A 14,540-nucleotide genomic window follows, 5' to 3' on the forward strand; every position below is an offset into this window, starting at 1 on the left:
TCGAGGGCGAGCGCAGAAGCCGGCTGTGACCGAACCCGCACCGACCGACGCGCCCGCGCCCTCCCAGAGCCCCGCCAAGCGCGGCGGCGGGATGATCCGCTCCTCGATGATCTATTCGGGCCTGACCCTGGTCAGCCGGTTCATGGGCTTCCTGCGCGACCTGGTGATCACCGCGCGCCTGGGCGCCAGCGCCACCCCGGCGGCCGATGTCTACAACACCATGCTGTCCTTCCCGAACCTGTTCCGGCGGATCTTCGCCGAGGGCGCGTTCGCGGCGGCCTTTGTCCCGGCCTATGCCCGGACCCTGAAGGGTGACGGCGAGGAAGCCGCCGACCGCATCGCCTCAGACGCCATGGCCTCCCTCGCAGCGGCGACCATCATCCTGACCCTCGTCGCCCAGCTCGCCATGCCGTGGCTGATGTACGCCATCAATCCCGGCTACGCGGAAGACCCGGTGAAGTTCAAGCTGGCGGTCAGCCTGACCCAGATCAGCATGCCCTACCTGCCGTGCATGGCCATCGGGGCGCTTCTGTCGGGGGTTCTGAACGCCCGCGGCCGCTTCATCGTCTCCGGCGCCTTCCCGGTTCTCCTGAACATCGTGATGCTGGCCGCCGTCTGGCCGCAGAGCGATCCGATCTCCGGCGCCTGGGCCTCCGCCTGGGCGGTGCTGACGGCCGGCGTGCTGCAGGCGGGCCTGCTGTGGTGGGGCGCGCGCAAGGCTGGGGCCGACATCCGCCTGCGCTGGCCCCGCCTGACGCCCGAGGTCAAAAGCCTGATCGCCCTGGCCATCCCCGGGGCCATCGCCGCCAGCGCCACCCAGATCAACATCTTCATCTCGGGCATCCTGGCCAGCTTCGTGGCCGGCGGCCGCTCCTGGCTGGCGGCGGCGGACCGCCTGTATCAGCTGCCGCTCGGCCTGGTAGGCGTGGCCGTGGGCGTGGCCCTGCTGCCGCGCCTGTCCCAGGCGATCCAGGCCGGCGACACGGACGAGGCCCAGACCGCCACCGACCAGGCCATCGTCTTCGCCCTGGCTCTGACCCTGCCGGCGGCGGCGGCCCTGTCGGCCATTCCGTTCTTCCTGATCGACGGACTGTTCACGCGTGGGGAGTTCACGGTCGTGGACGCCCGCGCCACGGCGTCCGCCCTGCTGCACTACGGCTGGGGCGTTCCGGCCTTCGTGCTGAACCGGGTGCTGTCGCCGGTGTTCTTCGCCCGCCAGGACACCAAGGCGCCCATGCGCTTCGCCCTGATCTCGGTGGCGGTGAACATCGCGCTGGGCCTGATCCTGTTCCGGCTGATCGGCATCCCCGGCATTGCGGCAGCCACCAGCTTCGCGGCCTGGCTGACCATCGTGCAGATGCTGACCGCTCTGGCGCGGCGGGGCGACTACCGTCCCAGCAAGCGCGCCATCGGCAAGATCATCCGTGTGGCGGCCGCCAGCCTCGCCCTGGGGGTCATCCTCGGCCTCGCCTCGCACTTTCGGCCGCTGATCGAGGCGCCGCTGCAAGGCCTGCGCTTCGGGACCAAGGAGATCGCCATCCTGGTGGTCTGCCTGGTGGGCGGCGGACTCTATCCGGTCCTGCTGTTCGCCTTTGGCGGCGTCACGCCGGCGGAGGCCAAGGCCGCCCTGCGTCGCCGCAAGGCCTGACGACGCTTGCGGCGCCGCCCCGCGTCTTCTATCCAGCGGGCCATGGTTCTGACCGGACGCGACACGTGGCGATGGCGCCGCTCCTGAGAGCCCGCTCGCGGGCCTGACGCCGCACGTTCCGATCTTTCAAAGAAGCTGACCCCATGACCGATCAAGCTCCGGCCCCCTACGCCGGCCCCAAACGCATCCTGTCCGGCATCCAGGCCTCGGGCGCCCTGCATCTGGGCAACTATCTCGGCGCCCTGAAGCGCTTCGTCGACATCCAGGACGAGAAGCCGTTCATCTTCGTGGCCGACATGCACGCCATCACGGTGTGGCAGGACCCGGCCGTGCTGGCCGCCCAGACGCGCGAGATCGCCGCCGCCTACATCGCCGCCGGCCTCGACCCGAAGAAAGCCACCATCTTCCCGCAGTCGGCCGTGCCCGCGCACGCAGAACTGGCCTGGATCTTCAACTGCGTCGCCCGCCTCGGCTGGCTCGACCGGATGACCCAGTTCAAGGAGAAGAGCGGCAAGCACAAGGAACGCTCCAGCGTCGGCCTCTACACCTATCCGGTGCTCCAGGCCGCCGACATCCTGCTCTACAAGGCCACCCATGTGCCGGTGGGCGAGGACCAAAAGCAGCACCTGGAGCTGACCCGCGACATCGCCCAGAAGTTCAACAACGACTTCAACGCCCCGGGCTTCTTCCCGGTCACCGAGCCGGTGATCGAAGGCCCGGCCACGCGGGTCATGTCCCTGCGCGACGGCTCGGCCAAGATGAGCAAGTCGGACCCGTCCGACGCCTCGCGCATCAACCTGATGGACGACGCCGACGCCATCGCGTCGAAGATCCGCAAGGCCAAGACCGATCCCGAGCCGCTGCCGGAGACCCTGGAGGGTCTGACCGGCCGTCCGGAGGCCAAGAACCTGGTCGACATCTATGCGGCCCTGTCCGGCCTGACCAAGGATCAGGTCATCGCCGAGTTCGGCGGCAAGGGCTTCGGGACCTTCAAGCCGGCCCTGGCCGAGCTCGCCGTGGAGAAGATGAGTCCCATCGGCGCCCGCATGCGCGAGCTGATGGCTGATCCGGCCCAGATCGACGCAGTCCTCAAGGACGGCGCCGAGCGCGCCCGCGCCATCGCCGACCCGGTGGTGGCCGAGACCAAGAAGCTGGTGGGCTTTCTCCAGCTCTAGGGTTGAACGGGGCCGCTTGCGCGTCGCGGCGGCCTCGGTCACCTTCGGCCCATGAGCCGACGCAAGTTCCTGGTCATCGCCGACGACAGCGAGGAGTTCGCCGCCGCGCTGCGCTACGCCTGCCGCCGGGCCCGCTCCACGGGCGGGCATGTGGCCCTGCTGCGCGTCATCGAGCCGGCGGTTTTCGAGCACTGGTCCGGGGTGCGTGAAGAGATCGAGCGCCAGGAGCGTGTCGAGGCCGAGGCCGTGCTGCAGAAGCTGGCCGAACAGGTGGTCGCCGAAACCGGCGAGGCGCCCGAATTCCTGATCAAGCACGCCGAAAACACCAAGGCCGCCATCCGCGCCGTGGTCGCCGCCGATCCGGAGATCAAGATCCTGGTCCTGGCCGCCGCTGCCGGCGGGCGGGGCCCCGGCGCCCTGGTCGCCTCCATCGCCAAGGACGGCGTGGGCTTCGGCGCCCGCAAAATCCCCGTCACCGTGGTCCCGGGCGACCTGACGGACGAGGAGATCATCGACCTGGCCTGAGGCAACGGCGAAGCCTGCGGCGCGTTGTTCGCCCGCAAGGAGAGGCCGCCATGCTCGAGAAGATCCCCCGCGTCATCGGCGACATGCTGCGCTACGCCCGCGCCGGCGAGATGAAGATCGCCTATTTCCTCGATCCCTTCGACGATGCGCCGGAAAGCCTGACGGTCTCCAGCGCAGACTTCCAGGACGGCGGCCGCCTGCAGGCCACGTTCACCGCCGACGGAGAGGGCAAGTCGCCATCCTTGTCCTGGTCCGGAGCCCCCGCCGGCACGGCCGAGGTGGTGCTGATCGTCGAGGATCCCGACGCCCCCACCCCCGATCCCCTGGTCCACGCCATCGCCTGGAGCCTGCCCGCCGAAGGCTCCCTGGAGGCCGGCGCCATCTCCACCGACGAGGTTCAGACCGGCAAGAACGCCTATCTGCGCACCGATTACCTGCCGCCCGACCCGCCTACGGGCCACGGGCCGCACCGCTACGAGTTCCAGTTCTTCGCCCTCTCCGAACCCCTCGCCCTCACAGGAACCCCCGGCCGGAAAGCGGTTCTGAAGGCCATGGAGGGCAAGGTGACGGCGAAAGGCCGCATCACCGGCATCTACGAACGGGCCTGAATCCCTTGCCATCGGCGGCCGGCGACGCCATCTGGAGCCCATGTTCATCCAGACCGAAACCACGCCGAACCCGGACGTCCTGAAATTCCTCCCCGGCCGCGAGGTCCTGAGTGAAGGCACGCGGGAGTTCCGCACGCCGGAAGAGGCCCAGGTCTCCCCGCTCGCCGGCGCCCTGTTCGATCTGGGCGACGTGGTCCGGGTGTTCTTCGGTCCGGACTTCCTGACCGTGACCAAGGCCGCCGAGGCCGAGTGGCCGCACCTGAAGGCGCCGATCCTGGCGGCGGTGATGGATCACTTCACCTCCGGCCGCCCCCTGCTGACCGACGCCGAAGCTGTCGGTCACGACGAAGGCGTCTATGAGGGCGAAACCGCCCAGATCGTCGCCGAGATCAAGGATCTGCTCGACACCCGCATCCGCCCGGCCGTGGCCCAGGACGGCGGCGACATCGTCTTCTCGCGGTTCGAGCCGGACACCGGGGCGGTCTATCTGCACATGCGCGGCGCCTGCTCGGGCTGCCCGTCGTCGTCGGCCACGCTGAAGTCGGGCGTCGAGAACATGCTCAAGCACTACGTCCCTGAAGTGACCCGGGTCGAACAGGTCCTCTGACGATCCGGTTTGAGCCCAGGGCTCTTATCGTCTAGGTGCGGGGCGTGATCGTCCTCGCCATCGACACCTGCCTCGCCGCCAGCAGCGCCGCCGTCATCGACGGCGACCGCACCCTGGCGAGCCGCACCGAGCCCATGATGCGTGGCCACCAGGAAGCCCTGGGCGGCGTCGTGCGTGAAACCATGGCCCAAGCGGGCGTGGCGTTCGCCGACCTCGACCGGATAGCGGTGACCGTCGGCCCCGGCTCCTTCACCGGCCTTCGCGTGGGCCTGGCCTTCGCCAAGGGCCTGGCGACCGCCCTGAACATCCCCTGCATCGGGATCGGTACCCTGGACGCCCTGGCCGAAGGACGCGACGGTCCGCGCATCGCCGCCATCGACGCCAAGAAGGACCAGATCTACTGGCGGGCCTTCGACGGGAAGGGCCTGGTCGATCCCGCCGCTCAACCCGCCTCGGAAGCGGCGGAAATCGCCAAGGGCCTGTTCGGGGGCTCGCCCCCGCTGTTGATCGGCTCCGGCTCCGCGCTGCTGATCGAACATTTTCCGGGTGCGGAGATCGTGGACCGGCCCCTGGCTGATCCCGCCGCGGTCGCCCGCCTAGGCGCTCAGGCCGATCCCGAAACCGCCCCGCCGGCTCCGCTTTACCTGCGGCCGCCCTACGCCACCCTGCCCGACGCATGAGAGCGGCCGAGGCCTCCGACGCCGCCGCCCTGGCCGCCCTGCACCGGGCCGCCTTTCCGTCGCCCTGGAGCGAGGCGGAGCTGGCCGATCTGATGCAGGACGGCGCCTTCGCCCTGGTGGAAGACGGTCAGGGTTTCATCCTGTGCCGCACCGTGCTGGACGAGGCCGAAATCCTGACCGTGGCCGTCGATCCGGCCGCGCGGCGGCTGGGATTGGGCCGCCGCCTGGTATTGGCGGCCGCGGGAAGGGCCCGAAAAGACGGCGCCGCGAGCTTCTTTCTGGAGGTCGCGGTCGATAATCTGGCCGCCATCGGGCTTTACGAAACAACCGACTTCGCGCAAGTCGGGCTTCGGCGCGGCTATTATCGCCGCCCGGATGGCGACGTGGATGCGCTCGTCATGCGCCGCGACCTTAACACCTGAGTTCTGTCCGCCTATGTTGGCGGCGACGCACAAGACCTGGAGACAGCCCCTTGGACCGCCTCGAAAAGCTTTGCGCCGAAAAAGGCATGCGGATGACCGACCAGCGGCGCGTCATCGCGCGCGTGCTGTCCACGGCGCAGGACCATCCCGATGTCGAGGAGCTGCATCGCCGTGCGCACGCCATCGACCCGCACATCTCGATCGCCACGGTCTACCGGACCGTCCGCCTGTTCGAGGAAAGCGGCATCATCGAGCGTCACGACTTCCGCGACGGCCGCTCGCGCTATGAAGAGACGCCGGATCACCACCACGACCACCTGATCGACATGAAGACCGGCAAGGTCGTCGAGTTCGTGGACGAGGAGATCGAGGCCCTGCAGCACGCGATCGCCCGCAAGCTCGGTTACAAGCTGATCGACCACCGCCTCGAACTCTACGGCATGCCGATCGAGGAGTAGGCGGGGGCCTGTGGCCGCGGCGCCCTTGCGCCGGGTTGTCCACAACCCCATAACGCCGCGATGACCGATACGACCACCGCCCAAGCCGCGGTCGGAGAGGGCGCGCCGCTGAAGCGCCTCTTCATCAAGACCTACGGCTGCCAGATGAACGTCTATGACAGCGAGCGCATGGCCGATGTCCTGCGCCCGTTGGGCTATGGCATGGTCAACGAGCCGGAAGGCGCGGATCTGGTGGTGCTGAACACCTGCCACATCCGCGAGAAGGCCACGGAAAAGGTCTATTCCGAGCTTGGTCAGATCAAGCTGATGAAGAACCGCAAGGCCGAGGCCGGCGGTCAGATGACCATCGCCGTGGCCGGCTGCGTGGCCCAGGCCGAGGGCAAGGAGATCATGCATCGCCAGCCGGCGGTGGATCTCGTGGTCGGGCCCCAGGCCTATCACCAGCTACCCGAGCTGATCGCCCGCGCCCACCGCCGCAGCGGCGAACGGCTGTCGGCCGACTTCGCCGCCGACGAGAAGTTCGACGCCCTGCCGGCCGAGCGCCATGTTGACGGCGTCACCGCCTTCCTCACCGTGCAGGAGGGCTGCGACAAGTTCTGCACCTTCTGTGTGGTGCCCTATACGCGCGGCGGGGAATGGTCCCGCCCCATGGACACCATTGTCGCCGAGGCCCAGAGCCTGGCCGACAAGGGGGTCCGCGAGGTCACCCTGCTGGGCCAGAACGTCAACGCCTACGAGGGCGGCCTGGCCAACCTGGTCCGCCGCCTGGCGAAAATCGACGGCATCGAGCGCATCCGCTACACGACCAGCCACCCGGCCGACATGGACGAGGCGCTGATCGAGGCGCACGGCGAACTGCCGGAGCTGATGCCCTATCTTCACCTGCCGGTGCAGTCGGGCTCGGACAAGATCCTCAAGGCCATGAACCGCGCGCACACGGCGGAAAGCTATCTGCGCCTGGTCGAGAAGATCCGCGCCGCCCGGCCGGACATCGCCATGAGCGGCGACTTCATCGTCGGCTTCCCCGGCGAGCGCGACGGTGATTTCGAGGCGACCCTGAACCTGATCCGCGAGGTCCGGTACGCCGCCGCCTTCTCGTTCAAGTATTCCAAGCGTCCCGGCACCCCCGCCTCGGCCATGCCCGGCCAGGTGGCCGAAGAGGTGAAGGAAGAGCGCCTGGCGCGCCTGCTGGCCCTGCTGGACGAGCAGACCATCACCTTCAACAACGCCGTGGTCGGCCGCACCGTGCCGGTGCTGTTCGAGCGCAAGGGCCGTCATGCCGGCCAGATCGTCGGCCGCAGCCCCTACCTGAACGGCGTCCATTGCGAGGGCCCGGAACAGCTGATCGGACAGATCGTTCCGGTGAACATCACCGGCGCCTCCAAGAACAGCCTCGCCGGCGTTCTGGCGTCGGTCCTGGAGCCTGCGTGAGCAAGACCCCCGAATTCACCGCCCTGTCCGACGTGGCCCTGCGCGCCGTGTCGGGCCCGTCCAGCCGTCACGCCGCCCTGATTGAAGACGCCTTCCGCGTCCTGATCGAAACGCCGGGCGGCGGCGTCTCTGTCGACGGCGACGCCAAGTCCCGCCGCCAGGCCCTGGCCGCCATCGGCCTGATCGCCGCCCGCGCCGACAGCGGGGTCGAGGTGGGCGAGGCTGACGTCCGCGCCGCCATCGGCCAGGCCCGCAGCGGCGGCGACAGCCGCTCCCCCTCGGCCTCACGCCGGGGCATGGTCGCCGCCAAGACGGCGGCCCAGGCCAACTATCTCGACTGCCTCTCGCGGTATGACCTGGTCTTCGGCCTGGGCCCGGCGGGCACGGGCAAGACCTTCCTCGCCGTGGCCCATGGCGCCGGCCTGCTGATGCGCGGCGAGGTGGACCGCCTGATCGTCACCCGCCCGGCCGTGGAGGCCGGCGAGCGCCTGGGCTTCCTGCCCGGCGACCTGAACGAGAAGGTCGATCCCTACATGGCCCCGGTCTGGGAGGCCCTGAACGACATCATGGGCGCCGACCAGCTGCGCCGCCGGCGCGAGAAGGGCGAGATCGAGGTCGCCCCCATCGCCTTCATGCGCGGACGCACCCTGTCCCACGCCTTCGTCATCGTGGACGAGGCGCAGAACGCCTCGCGCCTGCAGATGAAGATGGTCCTCACCCGCCTGGGCGAGGGCGCCAAGATGGCGGTGACCGGCGACCCCAGCCAGATCGACCTGCTCAACGCCTCCGACTCCGGCCTCGCCCACGCCGTGGCGATCCTGGAAGGGGTGAAGGGCGTGGCGGTGTCGCGCTTCAGCGCCTCCGACGTGGTCCGCCATCCGCTGGTGGAGCGCATCGTCAAGGCCTACGACGATGACGCCGAGAAGCGCGGCCGATGAGCGACATCGACGTCGAGATCGAGGATGAGGCTTGGTCGAAGGCCCTGCCGGAGATTGAATCCCTCGTGCTGCAGGCCGCCGAAGCCGCACTGGCCAAGGCCGGCGAGGACGGCGCCTGCGTGATCCTGCTGACCGACGACGCCTCGGTCCATGAGTTGAACGCCCGCTTCCGCGACCGCGACCAGTCCACCAACGTCCTGTCCTTCCCCGCCCCGGAGAATCCCGAGAACAGCTTGGGCGACATCTGCCTGGCGTTCGGGGTCTGCGAGCGTGAGGCCGTCGAGCAGGGAAAGCCCCTGGCGCACCACCTGCAACACCTGGTGGCGCACGGGGTGCTTCATCTAGTAGGCTACGACCATCTGTCTGACGCGGAAGCGGAGGAGATGGAGGCCCTGGAGCGCGAGGTTCTCGCGGGACTGGGCGTTCCGGACCCCTATGCCGAGCGCGCCGACCCCCTGGGGACCCATGCCTAGCGACGACCCAAGTCAGCCGCCCGAAACCGCCGCGCGCAAAAGCCGGGGGGTTCGGGCGTTCCTGAGGAAGATGCGCCGCCGCCTTTCGGGCGAGGGCGAAACGCGAGGGGCCGAAGCCGTCATCGCGCACGACTCGTCCGCCGCCGACCTGATGGACTCGGCGGAGGCCTTCCAATCCCTCCGCGTTCATGACGTGATGACCCCGCGGGCCGACATCGTCGCCGTGGACATCGCCACCACCTTCAGCGAACTGCTGGCCCGCTTCGTCGAGGCGGAGCATTCGCGGATGCCGATCTACCGCGACACGCTCGACGACCCGGTGGGCTTTGTCCACGTGAAGGACGTGTTCAAGCTGCTGGCTGACGAGAGCAAGCGTCCGACCCCGGACCAGCCCGTCCTGCACCGCCTGCGCCGCGACATCCTCTATGTGCCCCCGTCCATGCGCGCCGCCGACCTGCTGCTGCGCATGCAGACCAGCCGCATCCACATGGCGGTGGTCATCGACGAGTTCGGCGGCGCCGACGGTTTGGTGACCATGGAGGACTTGGTCGAAGCCGTGGTCGGCGACATCGCCGACGAGCATGACGAGGCCCAGACCTCCGGCATCGTGCAACGCCCCGGCGGCGTGTTCGAGGCCGACGCCCGCGCGGCGCTGGAGGACCTTGAGGCCGCCATGGGGGTCGAGGACCTGGCGCCCGCCGACCTCGAGGAGGACATCGACACGGTCGCCGGCCTGGTCACCGCCATCGCCGGCCGCGTGCCGCAGCGGGGCGAGGTGATCGTCCATCCGGACGGCTTCGATCTTGAGATCACCGACGCCGACCCCCGGCGGGTCAAACGCATCCGCGTCCGGCCCGCCGTCAAGAATCCCGAGGCCGCAGAGGCCGCCGCGGGATGATCCGGCGCGTCCAGGCGAAGGTCGCACCGAGGGTGCGGCAGGCCTGGCGCGCGCCATGGCTGGCGGCCAGCCTGTCCCTGGGGGCCGGCTTGGCCGCGGCCCTGGCCCATCCGCCCTTCGGGATTTTGCCCGGCCTGCTGGGCTACGCGGTCCTGCTGCGCAACATCGACGGCGCGGACCAGCATGCGCCGCTCTCCTCGGCCTTTCTGCGCGGCTGGTTGGCGGGGCTGGCCTATTTCGGCCTGAGCATCTGGTGGGTGGCCGAGGCCTTTTTCGTCAATCCGGCGCAAGCCTGGATGGCGCCCTTCGCACCAACCCTTCTAGCCGCGGGCCTGGGCCTGTTCTGGGGACTGGCCGCCTTGGTCTATCGGCGCTTCGCCCCCGCCGGCGCGCGCCGGGTCCTGGTCTTTGCCGGGATCTTCGCCGCCGTGGAATGGCTTCGCGGCCACATCCTGACAGGCTTTCCGTGGAATTTGCCGGGCCAGAGCTGGGAAGCCGGCTCCTATCCCTCTCAAGCCGCCGCCCTGTTCGGCGCCTATGGGCTGACCTGGGTGACCCTGGCGATCGCCGCCAGCTTCGCGGCGGCCTTCGAAGGCCCGCGCGGCCGCATCGCCACGGCTGGCGGGGTCATCGCCCTGATCGCCCTCTATGGCTGGGGCGGCTGGCGTGTCCGTCACGCGGAGCCGACCGCACCCGACGCGCCGATGATCCGCATCGTTCAGGCCGACGTCCGCCAAGCCGTGAAGTATGACGCCGACGCCTTCGCCGACATCGTCGAACGCCATGTCCGCCTGACGCGCCAGGCCGCCGCCCGCCGGCCCGACCTCATCGTCTGGCCCGAAGGCGCCATTCCGGACGCCGCCGACTCCTACCTCGCTCATGGGACCTGGACCCGCGAAGCGATCGAAATGTCGCTAAAGCCGGGCCAGAACCTGATCCTCGGCGCCTATCGGATCGACGGCCCGGTCGAGAAGCCGATCTACTACAACAGCCTGATCACCCTGCGGCGCACGGCGACGCTGGAGGTGACGGGCGTCTACGACAAGCACCGCCTGACGCCCTTCGGCGAATATTTGCCGCTGGAAAGCTGGGCTGAACGCGTCGGCTTGAAGCAGATGGTGCAGGTGGGCGACGGCTTCACGCCGGGGCCCAAGCCCCGGCCGCTGGACAGCGCCGGCCTTTTCCGCATCCAGCCCCTGATCTGCTACGAGAGCCTGTTTCCCGGCTTCACCCAGGCTGGCGACGACGCGACCCGGCCGCGGGCCATCGTCAACATCTCGAACGACGCTTGGTTCGGCGTCACCTCAGGCCCTCTGCAGCACCTGAATCTGGCCAGCTACCGGGCGATCGAGACCGGCACGCCGATGATCCGCGCCACCCCGACCGGGGTTTCGGCCATGATCGACGCCTACGGTCGCATCGTGCCAGGAGCAAGGCTCGATTTGGGGCAATCCGGTGTTATTGACGCCGCTTTGCCAGCGTTGGCGCCGAAAACTGTATACGGTCGGCTTGGCGACGGACCATTTGCCGCTATGCTCCTAATCTCTTTGGGGGCCGCCCTGCGTCGTCAGAAGGCTCAGCCCTTGAAAAGCAAAGTTATTTGAGCGCATACCCGCAGGAACGATAGACGGTCAGTCAGGGTGGGAATGGACGAGAACAGCGACGTAGAGCGGTCGCCGAATCCAATCGACGTCCATGTCGGGGCGCGCATCCGACTCCGACGCCGTTCGTTGGGTATCAGCCAAGAGCGACTAGCCGAAGACCTCGGCCTGACTTTCCAGCAGGTTCAGAAATATGAGCGCGGAGCCAACCGCGTAAGCGCTTCCAAACTTTACGAGATCGCGCGCAGCCTGCAGATCTCGGTGACCTTCTTCTTCGATGATCTGGCCGACCCCAGCGAGGGGCGCGCCGCCGGCTTCGCGGAAGATACGGCCAATCCTTTCGCCAACACCTTCCTGATGACTCCCGAGGGGCTGGAGCTGGCGGAGCTTTTCCCGAAGATCACCCGACCGCGCGTGCGCCGACGGATCCTCGAGCTTGTCCGCTCCATGGCGGATGAAGAGGGCGATGAACACCTCGCCTGACGCCTTGCGCGGGACATAAAGTTATCTTTATAGGTTCGGGAGCATCATCGCGGTGTTCCGCGATCCCGTTTGGAGGCGTCATTTGGCCCGTTCATCGTACATCTTCACCAGCGAAAGCGTTTCCGAAGGCCACCCGGACAAGGTCGCCGACCGGATCAGCGACACCGTGGTGGACGCCTTCCTGACGGCCGACCCCGAGGCGCGCGTCGCCTGCGAAACCCTGGTGACCACCAATCGCATCGTCCTGGCCGGCGAAGTCCGCGCCGGCAAGCCGGGCGGCGACAAGGCCGCCAACAAGGCCCTGACCAAGGACATCATCAAGTCCCTGGAGCCCAAGGTCCGCGCCGCCATCAAGGACATCGGCTACGAGCAGAAGGGCTTCCACTGGGAGAAGGCCAAGTACGCCTGCTTCCTGCACGGCCAGTCGGCCCACATCGCCCAGGGCGTGGACTCGACCGACAAGAAGGACGAGGGCGCCGGCGACCAGGGCATCATGTTCGGCTACGCCAGCACCGAGACCCCGGAGCTGATGCCGGCCACCCTGCAGTACAGCCACAACATCCTGCGCCGCCTGGCCGAACTGCGCCACAGCGGCGAGCTGCATGAGCTGGAGCCTGACGCCAAGAGCCAGGTGACCCTGGAGTACGACGGAAACGGCAAGCCGGTCCGCGTCGTCTCCATCGTGGTGTCGCACCAGCACAAGAAGAAGATCGACGGCAAGACGGCCACCAGCAAGCGCGTGCTTGACCTGATCAAGCCGCATATCCTGCCGATCTTCCCGGAAGGCCTGATCACCAAGAAGACCCAGTGGCTGGTCAACCCGACCGGCCGTTTCGAGATCGGCGGCCCGGACGGCGACGCCGGCCTCACCGGCCGCAAGATCATCGTCGACACCTACGGCGGCGCGGCGCCGCACGGCGGCGGCGCCTTCTCGGGCAAGGATCCGACCAAGGTCGACCGTTCGGCCGCCTATGCTTGCCGCTATCTGGCCAAGAACGTGGTGGCCGCCGGCCTGGCTGATCGGTGCACCATCCAGATCGCCTACGCCATCGGCGTGGCCCAGCCGGTCTCGTTCCACGTGGACCTGCATGGCACCGGCAAGGTCGATCCGGCCGAGCTGGAACGCGTCCTGCCGCAGCTGATCGGCGGCGCCACCCCGCGCGCCATCCGTGAACATCTAGGCCTGAACAAGCCGATCTACGCCCGCACCGCCGCCTACGGCCACTTCGGCCGCACGCCGGACAACGAGGGCGGCTTCTCCTGGGAGAAGACCGATCTGGTGGGCGAACTGAAGGGCCTCGCCTAAGGCTCGACGAAACCTTCCGCGCGCAGGGCCAGCCGGCCGGCGCGCGGATCGCTCTTGAAGAACAGGCCGCCTTCGGCGGCGGAGCCCCCTGGCACGACGTCCAGCACGGCGTTCGCCGTCTCGCCGTCGGCCAGGGCGCCCGTCACATGCACGCCCGCGGCGGTCTCGCCGCCTTCGTTGCGCACCTCGAACATCACCCGCCACCCGCCCGCCGTTCGGACGGTCTCAAGGGCCGCGATCTTCAGTATTGGCGGCTCGTGCTCCTTGCGGGCGTCGATCAGCACCAGAGCCAGCAGAGCCAGGGCCATCAGGCCGCCGGCCCCCGCCGACACCCATTCCAGGATCGGGATGTCCGGCGTCGGCGGCGCCTTCTGTTTCGCGCGTCCCGCCATCAAAGCACCAGCCTCGCCGCGGCCGCCCCGATCGAGGCCGGCAGGCCGAGGACGATGGTCATCCGCGCCGCCATGGCCGCGTCCACGCCGTCCAGCCGCCCGAAGAACCACAGCACGCCCAGGCTGACGCCCAGCGCCACGCCGTAGCCGGCCAAGGTGTAGTGAAGGAACGTCGCCATATGCCCCGACCCCTCGCGGCGCTCATGCTGGCCGCGCAGTTGGAGCGAATAGACCAGTAGATGAAGCGCGGCCGCCGAGGCGACCACCAGCATCACCGTGTGGACGGCGGTCATCTTGTAGCCGATGAGCATCATCTCCTCGGTGGGCGCGACGTTGAAGCCGAAGAACAGGGCCCCGGCGCCCATGAGGAAGAGTTCGCCGAAATAGCCCGCCTCGCGCTTTCGCCGATCATCGCCGTCTTCCGGGGCGGCCAACTGGTTGGCGGCCACCACGGCGCCCATTCCGGCCGGAACGGCGCAGACCGCCACGATCCCGGCGATCTCGCCGACGGTCATCTCCCGTCCGACCACGCCGAAGATCACCACCGCGGCCAGGGTGACGACCGCGCCGACGGCGAAGGCGGCAAGGGCGTCCAGGGCGTCGTCGAACAGACCGGTCGTCCGCTCGAAGCCTGAGTAGTATGAGACGCCCGTGATCAGCCCGAGGGCGAGCACGACCATGAGGGCCAGACGATGACGGTCCATGTAGAGGCCGAACCGCCACATCTCCTCGGTCATGAACAACGGCAGGCTGAACAGCAGCGCCCCGGCAGCGGCGCGCGCCAGGGCCTGGGCGTAGCGAATTTCCGCAGCGAGGCTTTCGGAGGTCATCGGCCGTCTAACGCGCATGGCGACGCTTGGTGGCATGGCGGCGGGCCGGGAAAGCGTCTAAAGGG

17 protein-coding genes are annotated in these 14,540 nt (G+C 68.6%); 15 read left to right on the top strand and 2 right to left on the bottom strand.

The annotated features are described in order from the left end of the window. The first annotated feature begins 91 nt into the window (after positions 1-91). The 15 genes from murJ (at position 92) to metK (ending at position 13,253) form a co-directional block, all read left to right on the top strand. Complete coding sequence (gene murJ, locus P7B02_RS08015; protein ID WP_277786008.1) at positions 92-1,648, top strand: murein biosynthesis integral membrane protein MurJ; 1,557 nt, start codon at positions 92-94, stop codon at positions 1,646-1,648. Between the two features lie 143 nt (positions 1,649-1,791). After that, the gene (gene trpS, locus P7B02_RS08020) at positions 1,792-2,823 is read left to right on the top strand and encodes a tryptophan--tRNA ligase (RefSeq protein WP_277785799.1); all 1,032 of its coding nucleotides are present in this window, start codon (positions 1,792-1,794) and stop codon (positions 2,821-2,823) included. A 51-nt stretch (positions 2,824-2,874) separates the two neighbouring features. Beyond that, positions 2,875-3,348 (top strand): universal stress protein, encoded by a 474-nt coding sequence (locus P7B02_RS08025; protein WP_277785800.1) that lies wholly within the window; start codon positions 2,875-2,877, stop codon positions 3,346-3,348. A 50-nt stretch (positions 3,349-3,398) separates the two neighbouring features. Further along, positions 3,399-3,956 (top strand): YbhB/YbcL family Raf kinase inhibitor-like protein, encoded by a 558-nt coding sequence (locus tag P7B02_RS08030; RefSeq protein WP_277785801.1) that lies wholly within the window; start codon positions 3,399-3,401, stop codon positions 3,954-3,956. Between the two features lie 40 nt (positions 3,957-3,996). Further along, positions 3,997-4,563 carry a NifU family protein gene (locus P7B02_RS08035; RefSeq protein WP_277785802.1) on the top strand — a complete coding sequence of 189 codons (567 nt, stop codon included), beginning with the start codon at positions 3,997-3,999 and terminating at the stop codon, positions 4,561-4,563. Between the two features lie 47 nt (positions 4,564-4,610). Continuing rightward, on the top strand, positions 4,611-5,243 hold the full coding sequence (gene tsaB, locus P7B02_RS08040; protein WP_277786009.1) for a tRNA (adenosine(37)-N6)-threonylcarbamoyltransferase complex dimerization subunit type 1 TsaB: 633 nt from the start codon (positions 4,611-4,613) through the stop codon (positions 5,241-5,243). After that, entirely contained in the window at positions 5,240-5,665 is a 426-nt protein-coding gene (gene rimI, locus P7B02_RS08045; protein ID WP_277785803.1) for a ribosomal protein S18-alanine N-acetyltransferase, read from the top strand. The genes tsaB and rimI overlap by 4 nt, the downstream gene beginning before the upstream one ends. Before the next feature lie 50 nt (positions 5,666-5,715). Continuing rightward, positions 5,716-6,123 carry a Fur family transcriptional regulator gene (locus tag P7B02_RS08050; RefSeq protein WP_277785804.1) on the top strand — a complete coding sequence of 136 codons (408 nt, stop codon included), beginning with the start codon at positions 5,716-5,718 and terminating at the stop codon, positions 6,121-6,123. Positions 6,124-6,183: 60 nt separating this feature from the next. Then, positions 6,184-7,554, top strand: coding sequence for a tRNA (N6-isopentenyl adenosine(37)-C2)-methylthiotransferase MiaB (gene miaB / locus P7B02_RS08055; protein WP_277785805.1), 1,371 nt, complete (start codon positions 6,184-6,186; stop codon positions 7,552-7,554). Further along, on the top strand, positions 7,551-8,492 hold the full coding sequence (locus tag P7B02_RS08060; protein ID WP_277785806.1) for a PhoH family protein: 942 nt from the start codon (positions 7,551-7,553) through the stop codon (positions 8,490-8,492). Before miaB ends, P7B02_RS08060 begins: the two co-directional genes overlap by 4 nt. Further along, positions 8,489-8,965 carry an rRNA maturation RNase YbeY gene (ybeY, locus tag P7B02_RS08065; protein WP_277785807.1) on the top strand — a complete coding sequence of 159 codons (477 nt, stop codon included), beginning with the start codon at positions 8,489-8,491 and terminating at the stop codon, positions 8,963-8,965. The genes P7B02_RS08060 and ybeY overlap by 4 nt, the downstream gene beginning before the upstream one ends. Next, on the top strand, positions 8,958-9,863 hold the full coding sequence (locus P7B02_RS08070) for a hemolysin family protein (RefSeq protein ID WP_277785808.1): 906 nt from the start codon (positions 8,958-8,960) through the stop codon (positions 9,861-9,863). The genes ybeY and P7B02_RS08070 overlap by 8 nt, the downstream gene beginning before the upstream one ends. Then, a complete protein-coding gene (gene lnt / locus P7B02_RS08075) occupies positions 9,860-11,467 on the top strand; it encodes an apolipoprotein N-acyltransferase (protein ID WP_277785809.1) in 1,608 nt (535 codons plus the stop codon). The genes P7B02_RS08070 and lnt overlap by 4 nt, the downstream gene beginning before the upstream one ends. A gap of 36 nt (positions 11,468-11,503) precedes the next feature. After that, positions 11,504-11,947, top strand: a complete 444-nt coding sequence (locus P7B02_RS08080; protein WP_277785810.1) for a helix-turn-helix domain-containing protein — start codon at positions 11,504-11,506, stop codon at positions 11,945-11,947. Positions 11,948-12,029: 82 nt separating this feature from the next. Then, positions 12,030-13,253, top strand: coding sequence for a methionine adenosyltransferase (gene metK, locus P7B02_RS08085; protein ID WP_277785811.1), 1,224 nt, complete (start codon positions 12,030-12,032; stop codon positions 13,251-13,253). Here the strand turns inward: metK and P7B02_RS08090 are convergent. Together P7B02_RS08090 and P7B02_RS08095 are read right to left on the bottom strand one after the other, a co-directional pair. Further along, positions 13,250-13,645, bottom strand: coding sequence for a hypothetical protein (locus tag P7B02_RS08090; RefSeq protein ID WP_277785812.1), 396 nt, complete (start codon positions 13,643-13,645; stop codon positions 13,250-13,252). The two genes, metK and P7B02_RS08090, sit on opposite strands and share 4 nt — an antisense overlap. Further along, positions 13,645-14,475 (bottom strand): TIGR02587 family membrane protein, encoded by an 831-nt coding sequence (locus P7B02_RS08095; RefSeq protein ID WP_277785813.1) that lies wholly within the window; start codon positions 14,473-14,475, stop codon positions 13,645-13,647. Before P7B02_RS08095 ends, P7B02_RS08090 begins: the two co-directional genes overlap by 1 nt. Positions 14,476-14,540 lie beyond the last annotated feature (65 nt).

This window comes from Caulobacter segnis, from assembly GCF_029543125.1.
Lineage (GTDB): Bacteria > Pseudomonadota > Alphaproteobacteria > Caulobacterales > Caulobacteraceae > Caulobacter > Caulobacter segnis_D.

Coding starts and splice junctions, on each gene's coding strand:
- murJ (WP_277786008.1), top strand. CDS start 92: ATGATCCGCTCCTCGATGATCTATTCGGGCCTGACCCTGGTCAGCCGG.
- trpS (WP_277785799.1), top strand. CDS start 1,792: ATGACCGATCAAGCTCCGGCCCCCTACGCCGGCCCCAAACGCATCCTG.
- P7B02_RS08025 (WP_277785800.1), top strand. CDS start 2,875: ATGAGCCGACGCAAGTTCCTGGTCATCGCCGACGACAGCGAGGAGTTC.
- P7B02_RS08030 (WP_277785801.1), top strand. CDS start 3,399: ATGCTCGAGAAGATCCCCCGCGTCATCGGCGACATGCTGCGCTACGCC.
- P7B02_RS08035 (WP_277785802.1), top strand. CDS start 3,997: ATGTTCATCCAGACCGAAACCACGCCGAACCCGGACGTCCTGAAATTC.
- rimI (WP_277785803.1), top strand. CDS start 5,240: ATGAGAGCGGCCGAGGCCTCCGACGCCGCCGCCCTGGCCGCCCTGCAC.
- miaB (WP_277785805.1), top strand. CDS start 6,184: ATGACCGATACGACCACCGCCCAAGCCGCGGTCGGAGAGGGCGCGCCG.
- ybeY (WP_277785807.1), top strand. CDS start 8,489: ATGAGCGACATCGACGTCGAGATCGAGGATGAGGCTTGGTCGAAGGCC.
- P7B02_RS08070 (WP_277785808.1), top strand. CDS start 8,958: ATGCCTAGCGACGACCCAAGTCAGCCGCCCGAAACCGCCGCGCGCAAA.
- lnt (WP_277785809.1), top strand. CDS start 9,860: ATGATCCGGCGCGTCCAGGCGAAGGTCGCACCGAGGGTGCGGCAGGCC.
- P7B02_RS08090 (WP_277785812.1), bottom strand. CDS start 13,645: ATGGCGGGACGCGCGAAACAGAAGGCGCCGCCGACGCCGGACATCCCG.
- P7B02_RS08095 (WP_277785813.1), bottom strand. CDS start 14,475: ATGACCTCCGAAAGCCTCGCTGCGGAAATTCGCTACGCCCAGGCCCTG.